This is a genomic window from Pleomorphochaeta caudata, assembly GCF_055395745.1.
The window spans coordinates 2,355,628-2,378,851 of record NZ_AP042458.1 but is presented as its reverse complement, the minus strand read 5'-3'; the positions used below and the strand labels follow the sequence as shown (position 1 = coordinate 2,378,851).

Annotated in this window: 21 protein-coding genes; 14 read left to right on the top strand and 7 right to left on the bottom strand. The window is 28.1% G+C overall.

Annotated features, from left to right (window positions below; translation table 11 throughout):
• Window positions 1-56: 56 nt before the first annotated feature.
• The gene (locus ACZ5RS_RS10960; protein WP_464635357.1) at window positions 57-1,010 is read left to right on the top strand and encodes a carbohydrate kinase family protein; all 954 of its coding nucleotides are present in this window, start codon (window positions 57-59) and stop codon (window positions 1,008-1,010) included.
• 99 nt (window positions 1,011-1,109) lie between these two features.
• Window positions 1,110-1,739 (top strand): endonuclease III domain-containing protein, encoded by a 630-nt coding sequence (locus tag ACZ5RS_RS10955; RefSeq protein WP_464635355.1) that lies wholly within the window; start codon window positions 1,110-1,112, stop codon window positions 1,737-1,739.
• On the opposite strand, the gene ACZ5RS_RS10950 is transcribed toward ACZ5RS_RS10955, so the two are convergent.
• The gene (locus ACZ5RS_RS10950; RefSeq protein WP_464635353.1) at window positions 1,714-2,205 is read right to left on the bottom strand and encodes a hypothetical protein; all 492 of its coding nucleotides are present in this window, start codon (window positions 2,203-2,205) and stop codon (window positions 1,714-1,716) included. The genes ACZ5RS_RS10955 and ACZ5RS_RS10950 overlap by 26 nt on opposite strands.
• 348 nt (window positions 2,206-2,553) lie before the next feature.
• Here ACZ5RS_RS10950 and rpmB point away from each other — a divergent pair, with 348 nt between their 5' ends.
• The 5 genes from rpmB to ACZ5RS_RS10925 all read left to right on the top strand — a co-directional run bounded on the left by rpmB (window position 2,554) and on the right by ACZ5RS_RS10925 (window position 8,787).
• On the top strand, window positions 2,554-2,781 hold the full coding sequence (rpmB, locus tag ACZ5RS_RS10945) for a 50S ribosomal protein L28 (protein ID WP_464635351.1): 228 nt from the start codon (window positions 2,554-2,556) through the stop codon (window positions 2,779-2,781).
• Between the two features lie 106 nt (window positions 2,782-2,887).
• A complete protein-coding gene (thrA, locus tag ACZ5RS_RS10940; RefSeq protein ID WP_464635349.1) occupies window positions 2,888-5,275 on the top strand; it encodes a bifunctional aspartate kinase/homoserine dehydrogenase I in 2,388 nt (795 codons plus the stop codon).
• A gap of 10 nt (window positions 5,276-5,285) precedes the next feature.
• On the top strand, window positions 5,286-6,557 hold the full coding sequence (gene thrC / locus ACZ5RS_RS10935) for a threonine synthase (protein ID WP_464635347.1): 1,272 nt from the start codon (window positions 5,286-5,288) through the stop codon (window positions 6,555-6,557).
• Between the two features lie 149 nt (window positions 6,558-6,706).
• Entirely contained in the window at window positions 6,707-7,831 is a 1,125-nt protein-coding gene (locus tag ACZ5RS_RS10930) for a cache domain-containing protein (RefSeq protein WP_464635345.1), read from the top strand.
• Between the two features lie 95 nt (window positions 7,832-7,926).
• On the top strand, window positions 7,927-8,787 hold the full coding sequence (locus tag ACZ5RS_RS10925; RefSeq protein WP_464635344.1) for a putative bifunctional diguanylate cyclase/phosphodiesterase: 861 nt from the start codon (window positions 7,927-7,929) through the stop codon (window positions 8,785-8,787).
• Between the two features lies 1 nt (window position 8,788).
• Here the strand turns inward: ACZ5RS_RS10925 and ACZ5RS_RS10920 are convergent, their stop codons facing one another.
• The 3 genes from ACZ5RS_RS10920 to ACZ5RS_RS10910 form a co-directional block, all read right to left on the bottom strand.
• Complete coding sequence (locus ACZ5RS_RS10920; protein ID WP_464635342.1) at window positions 8,789-9,280, bottom strand: helix-turn-helix transcriptional regulator; 492 nt, start codon at window positions 9,278-9,280, stop codon at window positions 8,789-8,791.
• 342 nt (window positions 9,281-9,622) lie between these two features.
• Window positions 9,623-10,894 (bottom strand): galactokinase, encoded by a 1,272-nt coding sequence (locus ACZ5RS_RS10915; protein ID WP_464635340.1) that lies wholly within the window; start codon window positions 10,892-10,894, stop codon window positions 9,623-9,625.
• A gap of 9 nt (window positions 10,895-10,903) precedes the next feature.
• Window positions 10,904-11,956: a UDP-glucose--hexose-1-phosphate uridylyltransferase gene (locus ACZ5RS_RS10910; RefSeq protein ID WP_464635338.1), complete on the bottom strand. Its 1,053-nt coding sequence runs from the start codon at window positions 11,954-11,956 to the stop codon at window positions 10,904-10,906.
• Between the two features lie 79 nt (window positions 11,957-12,035).
• Here ACZ5RS_RS10910 and ACZ5RS_RS10905 point away from each other — a divergent pair, with 79 nt between their 5' ends.
• The 6 genes from ACZ5RS_RS10905 (at window position 12,036) to ACZ5RS_RS10880 (ending at window position 17,658) form a co-directional block, all read left to right on the top strand.
• Window positions 12,036-12,992: a LacI family DNA-binding transcriptional regulator gene (locus tag ACZ5RS_RS10905; protein ID WP_464635336.1), complete on the top strand. Its 957-nt coding sequence runs from the start codon at window positions 12,036-12,038 to the stop codon at window positions 12,990-12,992.
• A 188-nt stretch (window positions 12,993-13,180) separates the two neighbouring features.
• Entirely contained in the window at window positions 13,181-14,902 is a 1,722-nt protein-coding gene (locus ACZ5RS_RS10900; protein WP_464635334.1) for a two-component system response regulator, read from the top strand.
• 174 nt (window positions 14,903-15,076) lie between these two features.
• Window positions 15,077-15,439 (top strand): NifB/NifX family molybdenum-iron cluster-binding protein, encoded by a 363-nt coding sequence (locus ACZ5RS_RS10895; protein WP_464635332.1) that lies wholly within the window; start codon window positions 15,077-15,079, stop codon window positions 15,437-15,439.
• A gap of 4 nt (window positions 15,440-15,443) precedes the next feature.
• Window positions 15,444-16,283, top strand: coding sequence for a nucleotide-binding protein (locus ACZ5RS_RS10890; RefSeq protein WP_464635330.1), 840 nt, complete (start codon window positions 15,444-15,446; stop codon window positions 16,281-16,283).
• Complete coding sequence (locus ACZ5RS_RS10885; protein ID WP_464635328.1) at window positions 16,283-17,146, top strand: ATP-binding protein; 864 nt, start codon at window positions 16,283-16,285, stop codon at window positions 17,144-17,146. The genes ACZ5RS_RS10890 and ACZ5RS_RS10885 overlap by 1 nt, the downstream gene beginning before the upstream one ends.
• A gap of 167 nt (window positions 17,147-17,313) precedes the next feature.
• Window positions 17,314-17,658 (top strand): Hpt domain-containing protein, encoded by a 345-nt coding sequence (locus tag ACZ5RS_RS10880; protein ID WP_464635326.1) that lies wholly within the window; start codon window positions 17,314-17,316, stop codon window positions 17,656-17,658.
• On the opposite strand, the gene ACZ5RS_RS10875 is transcribed toward ACZ5RS_RS10880, so the two are convergent.
• Window positions 17,648-18,631: an XdhC family protein gene (locus ACZ5RS_RS10875; protein ID WP_464635324.1), complete on the bottom strand. Its 984-nt coding sequence runs from the start codon at window positions 18,629-18,631 to the stop codon at window positions 17,648-17,650. The two genes, ACZ5RS_RS10880 and ACZ5RS_RS10875, sit on opposite strands and share 11 nt — an antisense overlap.
• Before the next feature lie 182 nt (window positions 18,632-18,813).
• On the opposite strand from ACZ5RS_RS10875, the gene ACZ5RS_RS10870 reads away from it, so the two are divergent.
• Window positions 18,814-20,055, top strand: coding sequence for an L-serine ammonia-lyase (locus ACZ5RS_RS10870; protein WP_464635322.1), 1,242 nt, complete (start codon window positions 18,814-18,816; stop codon window positions 20,053-20,055).
• A gap of 10 nt (window positions 20,056-20,065) precedes the next feature.
• Here ACZ5RS_RS10870 and yqeB read toward each other — a convergent pair whose 3' ends face one another.
• Both yqeB and ACZ5RS_RS10860 read right to left on the bottom strand, forming a co-directional pair.
• Window positions 20,066-21,634, bottom strand: a complete 1,569-nt coding sequence (gene yqeB / locus ACZ5RS_RS10865) for a selenium-dependent molybdenum cofactor biosynthesis protein YqeB (protein WP_464635320.1) — start codon at window positions 21,632-21,634, stop codon at window positions 20,066-20,068.
• 98 nt (window positions 21,635-21,732) lie between these two features.
• Window positions 21,733-23,079 carry an acetate kinase gene (locus ACZ5RS_RS10860; protein WP_464635318.1) on the bottom strand — a complete coding sequence of 449 codons (1,347 nt, stop codon included), beginning with the start codon at window positions 23,077-23,079 and terminating at the stop codon, window positions 21,733-21,735.
• Window positions 23,080-23,224: the final 145 nt, after the last annotated feature.

Below are 23,224 nucleotides of genomic sequence, written 5' to 3'. Positions count from 1 at the left end.
TTGGTCTCTCTAGTCACTAAAAATGCTAGAGAGGCTTTTTAAACAATGGAGGAAATATGAAAAAAGTAGTAGCTTTAGGTGAATTATTAATTGATTTTATTCAAAGTGGTGTTTCAGAAAATGGTAATCCATTTTATGAAGCAAATCCTGGAGGGGCACCTTGTAATTTTTTAGCGATGCTAAATAAATTAGGGGTAAAAACTTCTTTTATAGGTAAAGTAGGTAATGATGCATTTGGAAATCAATTAGAAAAAACCTTATTAGATGTTAATATTGAAACTACAGGCTTAATTAAAAGTGATAAAGAACCTACAACTCTCGCTTTTGTACATCATGATGAATTTGGGGATAGAAGTTTTTCTTTTTATAGAAAAAATGGTGCTGATGCAAATTTAAATGAAGAGGAATTTAGTCCTTCATATTTTAGAAATGCTAATGTATTCCATTTTGGAACTCTATCTATGACAAATGAAGTTTGTAAAGCCGCTACACTAAAAGCAATATCTATAGCAAAAGAAAATAAAATGCTAATATCTTTTGATCCAAATTTAAGAGAAATGCTATGGGATAGCGAGAGTGCTGCAAAAGCTGCTTTTGATGAAGGTTTTAAAGTTTGTAATGTATTGAAAATTGCAGATAATGAATTAAGTTGGTTTACAGGCATAAAAGATCTTGATCAGGCTATAGTTGAATTTAGAAAACAATATGATATTGATTTAATCTTTTTAACTTTAGGAAAAGATGGTAGTAAAGCTTATTATAAAGATATTGTAGTAAGTAAGCCAACCTTCTTAGATGTAAAGTGTGTTGATACAACAGGTGCTGGAGACTCTTTTATGGGAAGCTCTATGTATAAAGTTTTAGAGTATGGCTTAGATAAGTTGGATGAAGAAAAATTAGAAGATACATTAATTTTTGCTAATGCTGCTGCTTCATTAGTAGCTAGTAAAAAAGGTGTTATTAAATCACTTCCAACAATTGATGAAATCTATAATTTGATTAATCAATAGAAATCTTTTTAAAAGGTATTTACTTCTATAAATATTAAAGTATTTGTAGAAGTATTTTTTATGGTTTGCTTTATTATTAATTTATAGTATTTTAATAATATGAATGAGAAAGAGTATATTTTAGAGATTTATAATTTATTAGATAAAAATTCCAAAGAAGAAATAGTTTTTTTAAATAACAGAGACCCTTTTCAGTTTTTAATATCAGTAATTTTATCTGCACAAACTACAGATAGAATGGTAAATATAGTAACAAAAGATTTATTTAGAGAATATCCAGATTCTAAGGCTTTAGCTATGGCAGATTATCAAAGAGTTTGTGAAATAATAAAACCAACAGGTTTTTATAAGGTTAAAGCTAAAAATATAATAAATTGTGCAAAAGCATTAATAGATAAAGAAGTCCCTGATGATATTGATCAATTAGTAAAACTTCCTGGTGTTGGTAGAAAAACTGCAAATTGTGTAATTGGAGACATCTATAATAAAGGTGCTGTAATTGTAGATACTCATGTTAAAAGAGTATTAAACAGATTAGGGGTAGTAGAGGAAAAGGACCCAACAAAAATTGAAATGAAAGTTAGATCCTTATTAGAAGATAAATATTTATATAGATTTTCTATGACAGTGAATCTACATGGTAGATTATATTGCCATGCTAGAAAACCTGAATGTGAGACTTGTTTTTTAAATAATATTTGTCCTAAGAAAGGTGTAAAGAATCAATAATTTTATATGATATAAAATTATCATTAATATTGATTTCAATAAGTTCTAAGCGATAATCTTTTATGATTATCGTTTTTATTTCTTTAGCTATGTTATTTGAATTTCCAAGATGAATTATCGGTAAATTATTAAACTCCTGTAATAAATTAAAATATTTTGAATATATTTTAATATCTTCATTAAGACAAATCTGATTTATTAAATCATAAAGTTCTTCATTTTTTTCACTTCTAATAAAAGAGCATTTATTGTTAGATTCAATATTATTATTAAAGACTAATTTACTATTAATTGATGGAATATCTACATTATTTAGATTATTTAAATCTGTTTTTCCTAAAACAACTAAAGATTGAAATATATTAAAACTTGGATCATTTGAGATAGAAAATAGACTGCGTTTAATAGTTTTTATGTATTTTAAATCTTGGTCATTTAATTTTAAAGTTATTAATTTATATTTCATAGGGCTAATATTATTGAAAATTCATCATTTTAACTAGTATTTTCGCCAAAAAATAACAATTTAATTAAAATATTACTAAAATTAGTATAGAAAAAGATTTAGTTATTTAATACAATAAATGCACGTTGTTTTGATTTTGGGCGTTAAAAATATAAGGAAATGCAAATACTTTACAATAAGCATTGAAAAAGGTATTTACACAATCCTTTATATTTGTTAATTTGCTTAGAGTTGAACTGCGCTTTTCAAAATACCTTGCGTAATGCTCACAAGTTTTTTTCTTGTGCAAGGCTCTCTGGATAGCAACAACGTTTTAATAATCAATATTTTTTATAAGGTGGATATAGTATGGCTCGTAGATGTGAAATTTGCGGAAAGGGAACAGTTGCAGGCAACAACGTTACCAGAAAAGGTCAAGCAAAGAAGAATGGTGGTGTAGGTCAGCATATTGGTGTTACAACTAAACGTGTTTTCCGTCCTAATCTTGTTTCTGTTAAGACAACAGTAAATGGTACTCCACGTACTTTAAAAGTTTGTACACGTTGCCTACGTAGTGGTGCAGTCGATAAACTTTAATTTTTGTTTAGACGCAACCTAGATTGAAAGAGCCCCTTTGGGCTCTTTTTCATATATTAGAGGTTTTGTTCACTAAAAAGTTTATTATTTTAAACAGGAGTTTTTTTTGAAAAGTATTAATATTCATGCATTAGAAGCAAAGATGTTATTGGACCAAGAAGGTCGAAAAAAGTTATTAAGTTTACGTTCTGATAATATAAATAATAAATTAATTTTAGTTCTTTCTAGTGATAAAGAAAAAATAATTGAATCAAAATTATTACTAGATTTAGCTCGAAGTAAGGATGACAAACTTTGGGAAAAACTAGAAGAAAAGAAATTATATTTAAATAATGTTATATTAGAAATTGTAAAAGGTAAAAATAAAGAATCTTTAATCAAATTAATCGATCAAGATTTTGTTGATATTGAAGATATATTAAGAAGTGTTTGGTTAGTAGGAGATGTTTCCTATGGTACTTTAGGCTATTTTGATTATGTTGTTGGTAATTGGATTGCGAATTTTGCTAGAGTAATTATTGAAGAATCTAATGATAAAATTGTATGTTTTACTTCAAAAGAAATAGAAAATCTGCAATCTTCAGATTTACCTGATTTTTCAATTGTTACCCCGGCTGTTCATAAAATAAAAGAAAGTTTTAGTGGTGAAATATTTGCTTCAAAATTAGCTGTTAAATTAAATACTAAGAATTTAGTATTCTGGAATTCTAAATCTTTATTAACTACAGCAAATATTTCAGAAGTTCCAAGTGCTACTGTTATTAGAAATCTCTGCTACAGTGAAGCAACTGAATTATCTTTCTTTGGTTCTTCTTTAATTAATTCTAAAGCTTTAGTTTATGCAATATCTAAAGGTATTAATGTTAAATTAAGATGTTGGAAAAATTTTGATGATCCAGGCACTTTAATTAATAATTGTGAAAATAATTTAAATGGACACAGTGTAAAAGGTTTTTCTATTGTTCATAATGTTGCTTTAATAAACATAGAAGGTGCGGGGTTAAGTGGAAGAGTTGGCTTTTCCTCTAAAGTATTTGATGCTTTAAAAAATGCTGGAGTTTCTGTAATTTTATATTCTCAAGCATCATCAGAATATTCAATTTCTCTTGCAGTACCAGAAAATCAAGCAGATAGGGCTATAGAAGCCATTAGTATAAACTTTAATGAAGAATTAAGAGAAGATATTGTAAACTTAATTGATTGCGTTAAAAACTTAGCTGTTATTGCTGCAGTAGGTAATAATATGGCTGGTAAAAAAGGTGTAGCTGGTAAATTCTTTAGTTCTTTAGGTAAAGCTAATGTTAATGTTAAAGCAATTGCTCAAGGAGCAAGTGAAAGAAATATTAGTGCAGTTATAGAAAGTGGTGATAGTATTAGGGCTCTAAGAGCTTTACACGCAGCTTTCTTCTTATCAAAACAAGCTTTATCAATCGGTTTAATAGGTCCAGGTAACATTGGTGGTACTCTTTTAGATCAAATTGCAAAAGAAACTACAATTTTATATGAGAAATTTGGAATTGATTTAAGAATTAGAGGTATCGCTAGTAGTCGTTTCATGCTTTTAGATGAAGATGGAATTGATCTCAATACCTGGAGAGAAGATTTTAAAAATAATAGTGTTGCTCTAGATATGGAGAAATTTGCAAGACATGTTGGTGCTACCTATTTCCCTCATAGAGCTATTGTAGATTGTTCTTCTAGCGTTGAATTAGCAAAACAATATATTAATTGGATGAACAATGGAATGCATATTGTAACTCCAAATAAAAAAGCAGGAACAGCAAATATTGAATATTATAATCAGTTATTTGAAACTTGCTTAACAACAGGTAGACGATTCTATTATGAAACAACTGTAGGTGCTGGCTTACCTGTTATAAAAACATTAAAAGATTTAGTTCAAACTGGAGATACAGTAAAATCTATTGAAGGTATTGTCTCTGGTACACTAGCTTGGTTATTTAATAATTATGATGGAAGTGTTCAATTTAGTGAATTAGTCAAAAACGCTAAAGAAATGGGATATACTGAACCTGATCCAAGAGATGATTTATCAGGAATGGATGTAGCAAGAAAAACTGTTATTTTAGCAAGAGAATTAGGTTATAAAGTTGAAGTAAGTGATGTTCCAATTGAAAGTTTAGTTCCAAGTGAATTAGCCCAATTACCTGTTGAGCAATTTATGAGTAAACTTGATGAATTAGATAAACCAATGTTAGAAAAATTTGAAAATGCTAAAAAAGAAAACATGAGATTATGTTATGTTGGAAGTGTTGATGAAAATGGTAAATGTAGTGTTAAATTACAAGGATATCCAATGAATCATCCATTCTCTCAAGCTAGTGGTACTGATAATGTAATTTGTTTCACTACTGAGAGATATTCAACTCAACCTTTAGTTATAAAAGGTCCTGGAGCTGGTAGAGAAGTAACAGCTGCTGGTGTATTCTCAGATATATTAAGATTGTCTGCATATTTAGGTGCAAGGGTATAAGGAGTAAATAATGGATTTTGTTTCAACAAGAGGTCTTTCAAAGAAAATTACTGCTGGAGAAGCTATTCTTAAGGGGTTAGCTGAAGATGGGGGGTTATATGTACCTGAAAAATTCCCATCACTTGTAAATCTGAATGTTGGGGAAATATCTTCATATCCAGAAATGGCCTTTGAAGTTTTAGCCCCATATTTTGAAAAGGATAAATTAATAAGTATTAATGAATTAGCAGAAATTTGTATGAATGCTTTTAATTTTAATGTGCCTTTAGTGCAATTAGCTGATCAATTAAGCGTTTTAGAGCTATTTCATGGACCAACTGCGGCATTTAAAGATTTTGGAGCAAGATTTTTAGCATCTTCTTTAGAAACTATTATTAAAAAAACTCAAAAAGAGTTAACAATTTTAGTTGCTACTAGTGGAGATACTGGGGGTGCAGTTGCATCCGCTTTCCATAATAAAGAAGGAATAAAAGTTAAAGTATTATTTCCTAAAGATCGTGTTAGTGAAAGACAAAAAAAGCAATTAACAGTATTAAAAGGTAATATTCAAGCTTATGAAGTAGATGGTTCTTTTGATGATTGTCAGAAAATGGTCAAAGATGCATTTATGGATAAAGAATTAAGTGAAAAATGGGGTTTAACTAGTGCTAATTCTATTAATTTAGGTCGTCTTTTACCTCAAAGTGTTTATTATGTTTATGCTAGCCATTTATTTAAATCAATGTATGGAGTTAATCCAAATATTATTATACCAAGTGGTAATGTTGGAAATAGTTGTGCTGCTTATTGGGCTTTTACAACAGGTGTTCCAATTGAATCAATAGTATTAGCCGTTAATGCAAATAAAACAATTCCTGACTATTTAGAATCTGGTGTTTATAATCCAAGAGCAAGTGTTAAAACTTTAGCTAATGCGATGGATGTTGGTTCTCCAAGTAATATGGAAAGATTATTAAATCTTTATGGTGATATTGATTTGTTTAGACAGTTTGTAAAATCATATAGTGTAAGTGATGCAGAAATAAAAGAAACAATTAAAAAAACTTATGAAGATACTTCCTATATAATATGTCCTCATACAGCTTGTGCTAAAAAAGTTTATGAAGATCATTATAAAAATCAACCTTCAATTCTTGTATCTACTGCTCATCCCGCAAAATTTGAAACTATTGTAGAACCATTAATTGATAAAAAAATTCCTGTACCTCAAGAGTTAAGTAAGCTTTTAGAAATGGAAGAAGAATATACATCAGTATCAACAAATTATAAAGATATTTTTTAAATAACAATTTTTTAAAACATCAAAAACGCTATAAATCATTAAAGATTTTTAGCGTTTTTTGTTTTAATAACATTTAATATTACAAATGTAAAAAATTTGTTATAAATTTTACTGTTTTTTTTAGTTGAAATAGTTTAAATTATTATTATATGAGTGAAGAAAAAAATAAGAAAAATACAAGACGTATTATGAAAAGAGATTTTTTTTCGATTTTAAAAATTTCATTAATTATTTTAATCCCTTTTACATTCTTGTATATTACTTTATTTGATTACCTATATCAATTTGAATTAAACAACGCAATAGAATTGGTCATAGGTGAAGAATCACAGCATACCCAGACAGTAGAATATATTATTAAGGATATTTATGATAATTTACTTCAAGATTTATTCGTAATAAAAAATTCTAACGAAATGGAAAATTATTTAAATAATCCTGATGTAAAAAATCGATATGAAGCAGAACAAATGTTTTATCGAATGCTTACAAATAAAGGTAATTTTGATCAGATTCGTATGTTAGATAATGATGGTAATGAAATTATCAGAGTTAATAATACGAAATCTGGTATTCAAATTGTTGATTCAGAGAATCTACAAAATAAATCTGAAAAAGATTATTTTAAAATACCTGCAACTTTAGATAATAATCAGTTTTTTATTTCAAAAATGGATTTAAATGTTGAGAATCATGAAATTGAAGTTCCATACAAACCTATTATAAGAGTTGTTACTCCAGTTTTTAACGATAAAAAAGAGAGGCAAGGTTCTCTTGTAATTAATTATTTAGGCCAAGATATTTTAAATGTTTTAAGTGAAAACTTCTCAGATACAGAATATGATTTTATTTCTTTTAATTTAGTTAACAATGATGGTTATTATTTATATAATGAAGATTTTGATAAAACTTTTTCTTTTATGTTTGAAACAAAACCACAGTATAATATAAAAGATGAATTACCAGAATTTTGGGAAAAAATTAAAAAAGGTGATAATTCATATTATATTCAAAATGATAAAATATATACTTACAAAGAAATTAATCCAAGTGAAAATAGTAATTTTACAAAAATTCAAGAGGATTTATGGTATATAATCAATTCATTTGATTTAAATTCTATAGCAGTATTTGAAAATCGAGTTATATTTAATTTATCGTTAATTGAAATAAGCATTCTATTAATAAGCATGGCTTTTATTGTTTTGTTTATAGCAATAGTTCACTTTAGAAACCAAGATAAAGAAAGGTTAGCATTAACTTCCAAAACATAAAAGAAAATCAAAATGAATTACAACATAGCCATTATTATGATATTAAGGGTGGTGTTGCTTTATTCCCAATCGATAGTCAAGATCCAAAAGGGCTTATGAGAAGTGCAACAATTGCACTAGAAGCTGCAAAATTTGAAAAAACTAAGGATTATATTTTTTCTAATGTAAAGCTTGAAGAAAGCGTAAAAAATGAATTGCATATGAATTTATTATTACGTAAATCAATTCAAAGAAATGAGTTAAGCATAAATTACCAACCACAAGTTGATATTTCTTCTTCTTCAATTGTAGGAGCTGAAGCTCTTCTTAGATGGAATAATATGGAATTAGGTAATATTTCTCCTTATTTATTTATTCCAATTGCTGAAAAAACAGGATTTATTATTGAATTAGGATATTGGTTAATTAATAAAGTTTTTAAAGATTATAAAAAGATTCAGCATTTATTACCTGAAGGTTTTAAAATCTCTATAAATATTTCACCAATCCAATTTAATGATGAAAATTTAATATCAAAACTACTAGAATTATCTAAATTTAATGATGTTGATTTACATAATTTTGAAATTGAAATTACAGAAAGTGTTTTTGTATCAAATACTAACCAATTAAATAAAAAATTAAATGAAATTAAGTCATTAGGATTAAGTATTGCTTTAGATGATTTTGGAACAGGTTTTTCTTCCTTAGGTGTTCTTAAAGATTTAGATATAGATAAATTAAAAATCGATCGTAGCTTTATAAAGGATTATCCTGAAAAGGATAATGGTGGAATTGCAAAAGTTATTATATTAATAGCAAATGAATTAGGCTTAAGAGTAATTACTGAAGGTGCAGAAGATAAAGTTCAAGTTGATTATTTGTATTCAATTGGTTGTGATTTAATCCAAGGCTATTATTATAGTAAACCTTTGCAATTGGACGATTTAATAGAATATATAAAAAAGAATTCCTAATTTAAGCATCTTTTTCTAAAATTTCACATAATTCACTCATAGTTAAGCCAAAACTTAAGGCATATTTTTCTAAGGTAGAACAGAGAATTTTATTTGTAATTTTAGAATGTTCTCTATTACAAATATTAGCTTTATTAATACCTGTTTTTTTTGACAATTGAGATCTAGACATATTTGAGTTTAATCTCAATTCTTGTAGTTTTTCATTTAAGAATTTTACCGATATATAGTTGTTTTTGATAACATATTTTAACGTAACTGAATTTTTGATACTTAGTTTGTGCTCTGCAATTAAAAAAAAGCTAGAAATTGATATATTTATTACAGAGCAAATTCTTTCGACTGTATCAAATTTTGGATTCCAATCTTCATCGGCATGTCGAATTACACTTGAAGATATATTTGCTTTATCTGCGAAATCATCGATAGTGAGGCCAGATAAATCTAAAATAGTTTGTAATGCGGTATAGTAACTTAAATGATATTTATTCACTAATATATCCCCCTAATATTAAAATAAATGTTGTTATATAAAAAATGTTACCAAATGAACATTTATATGTCAAAAAAAAGCAAATTAGGGTATTGCCTTTTTAGTTGCTTGAAAGCTTGTATTATTTTTTGAATCGATTTGTTATAATAAATTATTATTTTTTTACAAATATTATAATTATATGGTTTTTTAAAAAAAATGATGGTTACAATATTTTAAGTTATTGTTAATCAAACTTTGATAAATTTTAATACTTAGGATTTATTTTAATTATTAAGTACTGCAAAAAGACCATAAGAAAAGAATTTCTTATGGTCAAAATATACTTATATATATAATTTATTAAGCAAAACAAGTAGTTGCTTTATCTCTAATGTTTAGTTTTGTTACGCAACCTTTATTAAAAAGTAATTCAACTTTATTAATGATTTGTTCGCTTTTTTCATGTTTGACATACGCTTGAACGGTTCCAGCAAAACCTCCACCATGAACTCTTTTAGCTCCAATATCATCTAAGAAACTTTCTAAAAGAGCTAAGGCTAAACTTAAACCTTGTTCTTTAGGATTTTCATCATTATAAACATTCTGTAAATAGTTAAAAGAACTTTGGCCTGAAGCATTAACAAGTGAAAAATAGTTTTCTATTTTATCATTTTCTAAAGCATTTACCATTTTATCAACTCTTTTATTTTCATTAAAATAATGGAATGTTCTTAAGATAGCTCTATCATTTTTTAATGTCTTTCTTAAATTTTCGATATTATTTAAAAAATCATTAAAATCGACTTCTCGTAATACTTCTTTATTAAAATAGTGCGCAACTTCTTTCATTTCATATGGAATTGCACTATAGCAATGTGTTAAATCATCATGAGAGCCTTTTGTATCAATAATTAGTAAATCATATCCATGTTCTGCAAAACTAAAAGGAATTTTTTTAATTTGTGGATTAGAATTGTTTTTGAAATCTATTGATATAATTCCACCACAAGCGCATCCACATTGATCCATTAGTCCACTAGGTTTTCCATAATATGTATTTTCTGCAAATTGACTAATTTTTGCTAATTCAACTGGATCTAGTATATCAGAATTATATAAATGATTAAAAATTGTTGCACATAGAACTTCAATTGCAGCAGATGAAGATAATCCACTACCTTTTAAAACACTAGTTGTAGTATTAGCTATAAAGCCACCAAAGTTTAAACCTCTGTTTTTAAACGCAGCTGCGATTCCTCTAACTAGGCTATCTGTAGTGTTTTCTTCACTTTTAACATAGTCTAATGAAGTTAAATCAACTTTTACAGGATCAAAACCTTCACTAATTATTACAGCAACATTATCATCTGTTTTATTTACAGCAGCAATTGTATCAAGATTGATAGTTGCAGCAATAACTTTACCTAAGTTATGATCAGTATGATTTCCACCTAATTCACTTCTACCAGCAGTAGAAAATAAATCAGCACTATCCTTATTAAATAGTTCTTTATGGGTTTTTAATAGGTTAATGAAACGAGTATCTAATTTATTTTCATCAAAATTACTTCCATAAAGAGATGGATAAATTGAGTGTAAATTGCCTTCTTTTATTTTATTTATATCAATCATTGTTGTCTCCTAGAGTGATTTTAGATAATGAGTTGAGCTTAATTCTCTTAGTTGTTTTGCAGCAGTTTCTGCTGTAATATCTCTTTGAGCCATAGCTAGTAGTTCATATCCTACCATAAATTTCTTAACAGTTGCAGACCGTAATAGAGGTGGTAAGAAATGAAAATGCATAACATTGCCTTTATGTTCTTTATTGTCTGTAGGCGCTTGATGTATTCCCATAGAATAAGGAAAATTTGTTTTAAATAAGTTGTCATATTTGATTGTCAAATTACTAATAGCCTTAGCTAGATTTTCTTTATTTGAATCATTTAAGTCATTTAAACTCTTGAAAGGAGTATTTAGAGGTAAAATCATTGTCTCATAAGGCCAAGTTGCCCAAAATGGAACAACTACTATAAAATCTTCATTGCTATATACAACTCTAGTTTGTTCTTTCATTTCATATTGTGCATAATCAATTAACATATTAGTTGAATTGTCTTCAAAGTACTTTTGTTGATTATCTAATTCTAATTGAGGAAGATTTGGAATAATTTCTTCAGCCCAAATTTGTCCATGTGGGTGAGGGTTAGAACATCCCATTATTGAACCTTTGTTCTCAAAAATTTGTATATGATTTATAAAAGGTTTATTACCTAATTCATTATACTGTTCTTTCCAAACATTAATAATGTTTACTATGTTTTTTACATCCATTCTAGCAATTGTTAAATCATGCCTTGGAGAAAAACATATTACTTTACAAATTCCTTTTTCTCCTTTTGACTTTAATAAATTATTAGGACCAAAATTATTTTCAGTACTATCACTATCAAATAATAAAGCAGAAAAATCATTGGTAAAAACAAAAGTATCCTCATAATTAGGATTTTGTTCTTTGTTACTTCTTGTATTTGTAGGACAGAGATAACAATTTGGATCGTATTGTATACTGCTTGGGATTTGTGGCTCTTCAACTTGTCCTTGCCAAGGTCTTTTTGTTCTGTGAGGTGATACTTTTATCCATTCACCAGTTAATGGGTTAAATCTATTATGTGTAGACTCTTGTAACTTTTCCATATTTTCTCCTATAATGTTGATATGTACACGTGTACAATATAATATATTATTTGATATGTCAATAATTTTTGGAGGGAAAATGGCAGTAACTAGAAATCAAGTTGCAAAAGAAGCAAACGTAAGTAGTGCAACTGTTAGTAGGGTATTTAATAATCCAAATTCTGTATCACAAGAATTAAGAGATAATGTATTATCAGCTGCAAAGAAATTACAATATGTCCCAAATAAAGCAGCTTCACAATTAAGAAGAAAGGGTACAGGTGTTATTGCTGTTGTAAAAATTAATAAAAAAAATAGAAATTATTATTGGGGTTCATTAAAATTATTTGACTGGTTTTATGCTCAAGCTCAAAAAGGAATGTTGAACGCGATTGAAAATACAAGCTACCAATTAAGTTTTCATACAATTGATACAAAAAATGATTTAAGAGAAATTGAAAATAAGGCTGATGGAATTATAGGTTATGATATAGATAATCAAAAAGAAGAAGCTTTTTTTTACGGGCTAAAAATCCCTTATGTATTAGCTCATCATATAAGACCAAATAATAATTTTTTGCATGTATCAACAGACAATGAGTATGGAGGAGAACTTCAAGGTAATTTTTTAAGAGAAAAAAAAGTTGCTAAGCCTTTGTATATTAGTGGATATATTAATCAAGTTTTATCTCATAGTCAGAGACTTCAAGGTCTAAAAAAAGTTTATCCAAATTTATTTGTTTTTGAATTTGATTTTTTAGATGACAAACAATTAGAAAATATGATTAAGCAGTTGCCCAATATTATTAAAGATAATAATTGTGATGGTCTAGCTTTCGTAAATGATTTAGTTTTAGTTCAAACTATTGTTAAATTAAACTTAGATTTTCCTATAATTGGGTATGATGGAGCGCCTTATGTATCTCTTATTAACAATGTTGCATCTATTGATTTTCATATAGATGAAATTTATAAAATAGCATTATTAAAGGTAATAGATAGTATTAATGGCAAAAGGGTAAAAGGAGAAAAAGTTTTACCTTCGATAATTCTCTGATATTAAAATACGGTACATTTTATTCATTTGTTACTTTTATGTCATAACTTAGGAAAAAAATAAATGAATTTTGATTCATTATTATGATAAAGTTGTTATTTTTCCCACATATTGGGGGCTATGGTATTGATTATCATAGATTTAGTGTTATAATACAGTATAAATGAAAATAACAACTGGAGACATAAATGCCAATTGATAAAACAATTTTAATAGTAGATGATGATAAAATTCAAAGAAGAATGCTATCAGGAATCTTAAGTAAAAAATATAAAACTATTGAAGCTGAAAATGGTTCGGTTGGATTTGACATAGTCGTAAAAAATGCACAAGAAATATCTTTAATAATATTAGATTTATCAATGCCTGTTATGAATGGCTTTGAATTTTTGAAAAATGCAGCTAATAATTATTTATTTAATGATATCCCAATTATTGTATTAACAGCAGATGAAAATGTTTCTAGCATATATAAAGCTTTAGAATTAGGTGCAAATGATATTCTTCCAAAACCATTTGATTCTAAAAAGCTATTAACTAAGGTAAATCAAATAATACATTCATATCAGATTTTAAAAGTCACTCAAGATATAAATTATTTTAATTTGTCAGCTAAACAATTAGCTTTTGCTAGTGAAATAGATAAATTAACAGGACTCTTTTCTAAAGATGCTTTTATTAAGATTAGTGAAGAAATTTTAAAAGAAAACCCTGATGAACAATATTATTTAATTAGAGCAGATTTTGTTAAGTTCAAATTAGTAAATGAGCTATATGGAAAGAAAGCAGGCGATATGTTGCTTAAAGATTTCTCAATGTTACTTGTAGAGATTTTGGGAAAAGATGCAATTATTGCTAGATTTACTGATGATGATTTTGTTGGCCTTATAAAAAGACAAGGGAAAGATTTAAAATTTGATTTAATTCAAATTGAAGAGTTTTTACAAAACTATCCTTTAGATATTAAGTTAAATATTTCGTTTGGTGTTTATAAAGTTGAAGATAAATCTTTATCAATCGATAGTATGTGTAATAGAGCAGATTATGCTCTAACAAAAGCAAAACAAACTAGAGATACTAATTCTGCTTATGTTGTTTATAATGAAAAATTAGACAAATGGTTAAAGATAGAACAATCTGTTGTTTCAGGTATTGATAATGCAATAGAAAAAGGTGAAATAATTATTTATTATCAACCAAAATATTCTTTAAATGATAGATCCATTGTTGGTGCGGAAGCCTTAGTTAGATGGCAACATCCAACTTTAGGAATGTTAAGTCCTGGAGTTTTTATTCCAATTTTAGAAGCTAATGGTGTTATTCATCAACTAGATTATTATGTTTGGGACAAGACTTGTGAAAACGTAGCTAAATGGCAAAAAATGGGCTTGATGAAAATTCCTGTTTCAGTAAATGTATCTAGAAATAACTTTTATAGAGATAAGTTGTGGGAAGAAATTTTAGATTTAATAGAAAAACATGGTATTACACCAGATTGTATTGATATAGAAATAACAGAAACCTCATATATGAATGATCCTGTAAAAGTTCAAAAGATTGTAAATAAATGTCAAGAATTTGGATTACATGTACACATGGATGATTTTGGAAGTGGTTATTCTTCTTTAAATGTTTTAAAAGATTTAGTTTTTGATGCTTTAAAAATTGATTTGAACTTCCTTCAAGGCTTAGAATCAAATGAAAGAGCAGCAATCATATTAAAATCAATAATGGATATGAATAAATTGCTAAAACTTCCTGTTGTAGCTGAAGGAATAGAAACACAGGAACAAGAAAATTTCTTAAAAGAAATTGGCTGTGAAGTGGGACAAGGATTCTTGTTCTCTAGACCAGTTGAAGAAGAAGTTTTTGTTCAAATGTTACGTCGTGAAAGTAAAAAAATTAGTTAACAATTTAGTATAGTTATTAATCAAAGATATTAAAAGTTTATCGCTTTTAATATCTTTTTTTTGTGTTTTGCTTAGCAGTAAAACAACATATGTCAAAAAAAATAGCTGTTTATTATTGACATATGTTGCTTTGAATAGTATTTTAAATATATAAAATATTAAAGGAAGTACTATATGAAAATAGCAATAGCAACAGTAGAAAAAGATTTAAGTAAGAATATTAATCAAACTTTTGGCAGAGCTCCATACTTTGCAATTTATAATAGTGAAGACAATAGTGTTGAATTTCTTGATAATGAAGCAATAAATGCTCCTGGTGGAGCAGGTATAAAAGCATCACAATTTTTAGTTGATAAAGGTATTGATGCAATAATAGGTTTTAGATTAGGAGAAAATGCTCTAAAAGTGTTAAGAGGCGCTGATGTAGAATTATTTGCTGCAAACAGTGATAAAAGCATTAAAGAAAATATTGATTTACTTTTAGAAAATCAATTAGAATCTCTTGTTGATATTCATAGTGGATATCATCACTCATAAAGATATGAAAAAAATAGCAGTTTTAAGTGGAAAGGGTGGAAGTGGTAAAACTTTTGTCTCTACTAATCTTTCTAATATAATTAATAATTCAACTTACTTAGATTGTGATGTTGAAGAACCTAATGGTCATATTTTTTATAAAAGAGCAAAATTAGTAGAAGAAAAAAAGGTTTATAGAATTATTCCAGAATTTGATAGTGATAAATGTATTGGATGCAGAGAGTGTGTTAATTTTTGTAAATTTTCTGCATTAGCTTTTATAAAAGATACTCCAATATTATTTGATGAAGTTTGTCATAGTTGTGGAGGTTGCCAATTAGTATGTAAATATGGCGCCATTAAGAATGTCAAAAAAGAAGTTGGCTCAATTAACGTATATAATAATAAAAGTAATAAAATTGTTAGTGGTAAAATGGAAATTGGGGAGGCTTCCTCAATTTCAATAATTGATGAAGTTTTAAAACAAGCTATTAATACTACAATTATTGATTGTCCTCCAGGAAGTGCATGTTCAACTATGGAATCTATTAAAGATGCAACTTATTGTATATTAGTTACTGAGCCAACGATTTTCTCATTACATAACATTCAAATGATTGTTGAACTTGTTGAATTATTTAATATTCCCTATGGTTTTGTAATTAATAAAAGTGATGATTCTCTTGATTACATAATAGAAGATTACATTAAATCAATAAACAAACCTCTTTTATTAAAAATTCCATTTTCAAAAGAAATTGCAAGGGAAAACTCTCAAGGGAATCTAATAACAAATTCTGAATCATTTGGAAAAGAATTATTTGTTAATTTGAGAAATCAATTAGAGTTGAGGATGGATGATTAATGAAAAAAGTTTTAGTTATTTCTGGTAAAGGTGGTACTGGTAAAACAACCGTTTCATCTTATTTAATTGATGTTTTGAAAGTTAAAGCGTTAGCTGATTGTGATGTTGATGCACCAAATTTACATTTAGTTAATTCCTTCAATGATGAAAATTTAATACAAGAGAAAAATTTTAAGGGAATGGATATTTATGAAATTGATCAAAATAAATGTATAAGTTGTGGTAAATGCCAAAATCTTTGTAAATTTGATTCAATTTTATATAAAGATGGGAAATATCAGATAAATCCTTTAAGTTGTGAAGGTTGTGGCGTTTGTGAGTACTTTTGTCCTGTTAATGCAATTTCCCCAAAAGAAAATTTTGTAGGTAATACACAAGTTTTTAAATCAGAAAAATTATTTTCTACTGCAAAGTTGTCAATGGGTAGTGGAAATAGTGGTAAGTTAGTATCTCAAGTAAAAAAGAATTTAGATGATAATTTAACAAATGAGGAATTAGTTATAATTGATGGTTCTCCAGGTATTGGATGTCCTGTAATTGCTTCATTAGCAGCAATAGATTTAGCTTTAATAGTAACTGAGCCATCTTTATCTGGATTAAGTGATATGAAAAGAATCATTAAAACGGCAAAAATATTTAAAACAAATATTGCAATTATCATAAATAAAGCTGATTTGAATCTTGAAGTAACTTCTATGATTGAAGAATATATAAGAGAGAATAATTTTACTTTACTTGGAAAAATTGATTATGATAGTAATATTTCTAAAATAATTAATACAAGAAAATCAATTGCAAATGAAAACTTATTTGTTTCTTCTCAATTGGCAAATATCGCTAATAATTTAGTGACCATAATTTAAATTTAATTTTTTTCTGATATAAAAAAATATTAAATACATATTATTAATTAAAAATGGGCATTTTTTGGATAAATTAATCAATTTTTTTTGTTTTTTAATCTTGAAAAAGAATTATACTCAATTTACAATAATTTAGTTAGTTTTTAATCTTAAAGGGGAAAACAAAGATGGAAGAAAAACTTAATAAGTTAAAAAATTGGGGTTGCGATATCAACGGAGCCCTAGATCGTTTTCTAAATGATAAAGATTTATATTTCGAATGTTTATTAATGTTTGTTGATGATGAAAATTTTTCAGAGTTAAAAAATCATATTAATGACGAAGATCAAAAAATCCCATTTACGTATGTTCACACATTAAAGGGTGTAGCGGGTAACTTAGGAATTACCCCACTATTTGAATCTCTTAGTGAATTGTGTGAAGTTCTAAGATCTTCGACTTATAATTCAAGTAGTGGGTTATATGAAAGGACTATTGTTGATTACAATATTTTTCTTGAAATTATGAAGTAAATTTTGTAATAAGGACTTTTACATTACCTCCACAAATCATTCCCAGCTGACTTGCCTTTGAATTTGACAAATTATGGTAAAAGAGCTGGGATTTTTTATCATCAGATTTTAATAATTTTTTTGAATCTTCAATAACTTGTGCTTCAACTGCTCCACCACCAACTGTTCCTTGAATTTCTCCATTGCTAAATACTGCTAAAAAAGATCCTTGTTCTCTTGGTGCAGAACCTCTTTTTTCTACAATACGGGCAACGATAAAATCTTTATCTTCTTTGGCTAATCTTCTAAGTAAAGCTACATCTAATTCAATCTGTTTCTTTTTGCATTTTGTTACTTTGATAATTTCTGAGACGATTGAGATTGCAATTTCTTCTGGAGTTTGAGCATTTATATCTAGTCCTATAGGAGAATAAATACTCTCTAATTCATCTACACTAAAATTTAATTGATTATTATTTATTTCTTCAATAATTGAATCTTTTGTAGCTCTTACTTTAGTTTTGGACCCAATCATTCCAAGATACCTATATTTTTTCTTTGATAATGCTGCTTCTAAACATGTTTTATCAAATTTATGACCTCTTGTTGCAATAATTACAGCGGCATTAGATAAATCTAATTTTGCTATTTCTTCACTATAATTTCCTAAAACTAATTTTGCATTAGGATATCTCTCTGGTGTGCAGAAATCTTCTCTATCTTCAAGAATTGTTATCTTCCAATCTAATAATTGAGCTAGCTTATATATAGCAAGACCTATATGGCCTCCACCACACATTACTAATTCTAATTTCCCAGCAAGTGTTTCACTTAGATATTCTCCATCTTCAAGTAGATCATTGGTATTAGCCATAAGTAAATTATTATTCGTATCATATATAGCTTCTGCTCCTAAATTATTTTTTCCAATTCTAGTTCTTCTTTCTATAGTATCATTTAAATTATTTAAAATTAAATCAAAATATTTATTCATAAAATTTGCTCCTTGTTCTATTGATTTGATTATATAATAAAATATTCTATAATGCCATTATTTAAATATCTAATTAATGAAAAACCTTTGGTAGCTATATTTTGATTATTTATTATTATATTCTTGTTAAAAATAATGATTTATAGCTTTATTTTTTTTAAAAAAAATGTAAAGTTACTCCTATGGAATCAATTAGAGAATTGTATAAAATTGGACATGGTCCATCGAGTAGTCATACTATGGGACCTCGTTTGGCAACACAAATGTTTTTAAAAGACTATCCTAATGCGAATGCATATAAAGTCATATTATTTGGCTCTTTGGCAGCAACAGGGAAAGGTCACTTAACTAATGTTGCTATTGAAGATGTGTTTTATGAAATTGGTAAAAAAATAGAAATAATATGGAAACCTGAAGAATTTAAAGTTTATCATCCAAATGCTTTAACATTTTTTGCCTATGATGAAAACAATAACTTAATTGTTGAAAAAACCTATTATAGTGTTGGCGGTGGATCAGTTGAAGTAGAAGGCGAATTAAAGGCTAATAAAGTATGCCTTTATGATGACAGATTTGATTCAATGGAAAAAATACTTGCATATTGTGAACAAGAAGGTTTGCAACTTTGGGAGTTTGTTAAAGAAATTGAAGGTAAATCCATAGTTGATTTTGCTCAAGAAATTTGGAGTGCTATGGTTAGAGCCATTGATGAGGGATTAGATAGCGAAGGTGTTTTACCCGGTGGCTTGAAATTACAAAGAAAAGCATCAATGTATTATTCTAAAAGTATGAATTATACAGGTTCTATGAAACATAATAGTGAATTAATAGCTTATGCTTTAGCTGTAAGTGAAGAAAATGCTAGTGGTAATGTGATTGTAACAGCTCCAACTTGTGGTAGTTGTGGGATTGTACCTTCAGTTTTATATTATCTTTACAAAAATAATAAAGTAAAAAAGAAGAAAATCTTAAAAGCTTTATTAACTGCTGGTTTAATTGGAAATCTTGTAAAACATAATGCTTCAATTAGTGGGGCTGAAGTTGGTTGCCAGGGTGAAGTAGGGGTTGCTTGTGCTATGGCTAGTGCTGCTGCAACTCAAGTTATGGGAGGTTCAATTTATCAAATTGAATATGCTGCTGAAATGGGCTTAGAGCACCATTTAGGTTTAACTTGTGATCCTATGCTTGGATTAGTACAAATACCATGTATTGAAAGAAATGCAATGGCTGCTGTAAGATCTTTAGATCATTGTACTTATGTACTTCTAGGGGATGGCAGGCATAAAGTTTCATTTGATGAAGTAGTTGCTGTAATGAAAGAAACAGGTCAGGCTATTCCTCCATTATATAGAGAAACTTCTCTTGGTGGTCTTGCTATGATACAAAAATGGAAAGAAGATAGAAAAAGTGCCCTACATGAATAGGGCATTTTTATTATTTGTTATAAAAGAAATTATAGATTGCACTTAATACACCACCTGCAATATTTCTTCCTTTATCCGAAACACTTAAGTGGTCAGCACTTTCTCCTCTTGGATCAATATCTGCGACCTTAAATCCTTTTGGAACTTCAATATTATCTGTTAATAAACCTCTTAATTTCCCATCAATAGTTGCTTCAATTGGAGTATCATCAACTTTAGCTATAATATCGCCTTTTTTTACTATATCTCCAATTTGTTTAACATTGGTCCAAATTCCAGCGACAGGAGAGTGAATAACTCTTTCTTTACCGTATCCACCAATAATTCCAGGAATACCTGAATTTGCAATAGCACTGCCATGATATAAAACATTACCAACATAATGGCCACGTTTTGTTTCAATAATACAATGACAATCTCTTCCAACTTCAAAACCGGGACCTAAAGCAATTACTAATGGGGCATCAGTAATTTTAGTTCCTAAATTCTTTTTAGCTAAAATTGCATCAACAACAATTAAAGGTTTTATTTTTTTAATTAATGTAGCATCTTTATCAGCTACTACAACAACTTTGTTTTGTTCCAAAGTGCTCATGATATTTTCAATATCATTTTTATCACATTTTTCAGCAATTGTATCTTCAACTTTATATTGTCCGTCATATAGAGCTTGAGCAAAAGAAACAGTTCTTCTAATTACAGTCGGTTTTTCAATATCCAAAGCAATAACTTTGAACCCAATCCTATGTAATTTTAATATTGTCCCAGTAGCTAAGTCTCCAGCTCCTCTAACAATAACTGGTCTAAATAAATCATTTCTTGGTATTGGAGCTCTATTATTTTGAGCACTAATAACTTCATTAATAATACTTAGTCCGACTTGGTATGGGGTTTGCCCTCCAGTGTTTAATCCAATAGGGCAATGAAGTTTTAAGTTTTCTTCACTGGTGATATCTAAATTTTCAATTAAAGAATACATGTGTCTATGACTTGTCATCATACCTACATACCAAGCATTTGATTTAACTGCTGTTAAGTAATCATTTTCATTCATCAAAGCATGATTTAGAATAAGAATTGCACTATTGTTAGTATTTATTTCATTTAAAGTCTTTGAAACATCATCACTTAAATAAATAGCACTTGCCATAGGAAAATCATCTTGTGATGAATATTCTTTTCTTTTTTCAATAAGCTGTACTTCAAAATTTGCTTTAGATGCAATTTCTGCAGTGCTTTTACCAACATGCCCACCACCAATAATGATTACTTTAGAAGAGTTTTCACCAACATCTACAGCAATTTTTATAAAAGTATCTTTTTTTTCATCATCTCGATAGATAGTAAAAAGACCACCTTTTTGATTGAGTAATGCTTGTTTTGCTGTTTCGATTGCTTTATATTCTACTAAGCCGCCACCTATAGTGCCATAGCTTTTTCCATCTTTTAGCACAAGCATTCTTCCACTAGTTCTTGTAACTACACCGCTATAATCACAAAGTGAAATCCAAGCAAATGGAATGTTTTTACTTTCTAATTCGGATGCAATTTTATATGGAGATATATTATTAGTTTTCATGTTTCCCATTATATCATAATAAACATAATCATGATAAGTAAAAAAATAAAACCGCCATCATTTTTTCGACAGCGGTTTATACTTTTTATAAATAAATATTAGTTAGTTGCTTTTGGAGCTTTTACTAAAATTGTTTTTAAGAAAGGATTATCTTTTAGATTCTTTTCTAAAGCTCTTGCTCTAGCTTTATTTACATAATTAGGATCTTCAAAAGAATAAGTGAAATTAGTATGAATATCATAAGTGTCATTCATTAATGCATAAGCATCTTCAGTCATTACTAATTCTTCATCAGTAGGAATAACGTAAATTCTAGTAGGGGAACTATCTTTACTAATATCAAATTCACCATTTCTACATCTACAGTTGTCATTCTTTTCTACATCTACATCAATTCCTAAAGGAGCTAAACCTAATAGAGAACCTCTTCTAATATGTTCTCCCATTTCTCCAACACCTGCAGTAAATACTACAGCATCAACGTGACCTAGTAATGCACTATAAGCACCAATATATTTTTTAATTCTATGGCATTCCATATCAATTGCTAATTGTGCTTGTTTATTGCCTTTGTCAGCTTCTTGGTGAACATCACGTCTATCAGTAAGTCCACAAATACCTAATAAGCCACTTTTTTTGTTTAAAGTTGTATCCATTTCAGATGGGCTCATGTTAGTTTTATTCATAATGAAAGGAAGAATAGCAGGATCTAAGTCACCACTTCTTGTTCCCATTACTAAACCTTCTAATGGAGTTAAACCCATTGAAGTATCAACACAAACACCATTTTTAACAGCACAAACTGAAGCACCATTACCAATGTGACAAATAATTACATTTGTATCTTTGTTTTCTTTTCCTAATAATACTGCAGCTCTTTTTGCACAGTATAGGTGAGATGTTCCGTGGAATCCGTATCTTCTTACGTTGTAATCTGTGTACCAGCTATAAGGTACAGCATACATGAATGCTTCTGCTGGCATAGTTTGGTGCCAAGCTGTATCCATAACAATAGCATGAGGAATATTAGGCATAACCTTTCTTGCTGCTTCAATACCCATGATGTTAGCAGGCATATGTAAAGGACCTAAAGGAATAATTTCTTTCAATTCCTCAATAACTTTATCATCAACTAAAGCAGATTTTTTGAAAACTTCACCACCGTGTAGAACTCTATGACCAACAGCACCAATTTGTGATAAATCATCAATAACACCATACTTTTTATCGACAAGCATTTTTATAATTAATTCAATTGCTTCTTTATGTGTAGGAGAAGAGAATTTGTCTGTAAACTCTTCTTTATCTTTAGCTTTGTGTTCAATAGTTGAGTATTCCAAACCGATACGTTCAACAACACCTACAGCTAATACATCTTTATTAGTCCAATCGAATACTTGATATTTTGCAGAAGAACTTCCACAATTCAACGTTAGAATAACCATTTTTCGGGCTCCTTAAATTAATAAATGTCTAAGATTATTATTTAGAAAATATGTTTCAAATTATCACACAAATTGATACTATATTCAACTGATATAAAGCAAAAATAATAATATTTTTATTTAGTAATTATGCATGAAAAAAAAA

Coding starts and splice junctions, on each gene's coding strand:
- ACZ5RS_RS10960 (WP_464635357.1), top strand. CDS start 57: ATGAAAAAAGTAGTAGCTTTAGGTGAATTATTAATTGATTTTATTCAA.
- ACZ5RS_RS10955 (WP_464635355.1), top strand. CDS start 1,110: ATGAATGAGAAAGAGTATATTTTAGAGATTTATAATTTATTAGATAAA.
- ACZ5RS_RS10950 (WP_464635353.1), bottom strand. CDS start 2,205: ATGAAATATAAATTAATAACTTTAAAATTAAATGACCAAGATTTAAAA.
- rpmB (WP_464635351.1), top strand. CDS start 2,554: ATGGCTCGTAGATGTGAAATTTGCGGAAAGGGAACAGTTGCAGGCAAC.
- thrC (WP_464635347.1), top strand. CDS start 5,286: ATGGATTTTGTTTCAACAAGAGGTCTTTCAAAGAAAATTACTGCTGGA.
- ACZ5RS_RS10930 (WP_464635345.1), top strand. CDS start 6,707: ATGAGTGAAGAAAAAAATAAGAAAAATACAAGACGTATTATGAAAAGA.
- ACZ5RS_RS10925 (WP_464635344.1), top strand. CDS start 7,927: ATGAGAAGTGCAACAATTGCACTAGAAGCTGCAAAATTTGAAAAAACT.
- ACZ5RS_RS10915 (WP_464635340.1), bottom strand. CDS start 10,894: ATGATTGATATAAATAAAATAAAAGAAGGCAATTTACACTCAATTTAT.
- ACZ5RS_RS10910 (WP_464635338.1), bottom strand. CDS start 11,956: ATGGAAAAGTTACAAGAGTCTACACATAATAGATTTAACCCATTAACT.
- ACZ5RS_RS10905 (WP_464635336.1), top strand. CDS start 12,036: ATGGCAGTAACTAGAAATCAAGTTGCAAAAGAAGCAAACGTAAGTAGT.
- ACZ5RS_RS10900 (WP_464635334.1), top strand. CDS start 13,181: ATGCCAATTGATAAAACAATTTTAATAGTAGATGATGATAAAATTCAA.
- ACZ5RS_RS10895 (WP_464635332.1), top strand. CDS start 15,077: ATGAAAATAGCAATAGCAACAGTAGAAAAAGATTTAAGTAAGAATATT.
- ACZ5RS_RS10890 (WP_464635330.1), top strand. CDS start 15,444: ATGAAAAAAATAGCAGTTTTAAGTGGAAAGGGTGGAAGTGGTAAAACT.
- ACZ5RS_RS10885 (WP_464635328.1), top strand. CDS start 16,283: ATGAAAAAAGTTTTAGTTATTTCTGGTAAAGGTGGTACTGGTAAAACA.
- ACZ5RS_RS10880 (WP_464635326.1), top strand. CDS start 17,314: ATGGAAGAAAAACTTAATAAGTTAAAAAATTGGGGTTGCGATATCAAC.
- ACZ5RS_RS10875 (WP_464635324.1), bottom strand. CDS start 18,631: ATGAATAAATATTTTGATTTAATTTTAAATAATTTAAATGATACTATA.
- ACZ5RS_RS10870 (WP_464635322.1), top strand. CDS start 18,814: ATGGAATCAATTAGAGAATTGTATAAAATTGGACATGGTCCATCGAGT.
- yqeB (WP_464635320.1), bottom strand. CDS start 21,634: ATGAAAACTAATAATATATCTCCATATAAAATTGCATCCGAATTAGAA.
- ACZ5RS_RS10860 (WP_464635318.1), bottom strand. CDS start 23,079: ATGGTTATTCTAACGTTGAATTGTGGAAGTTCTTCTGCAAAATATCAA.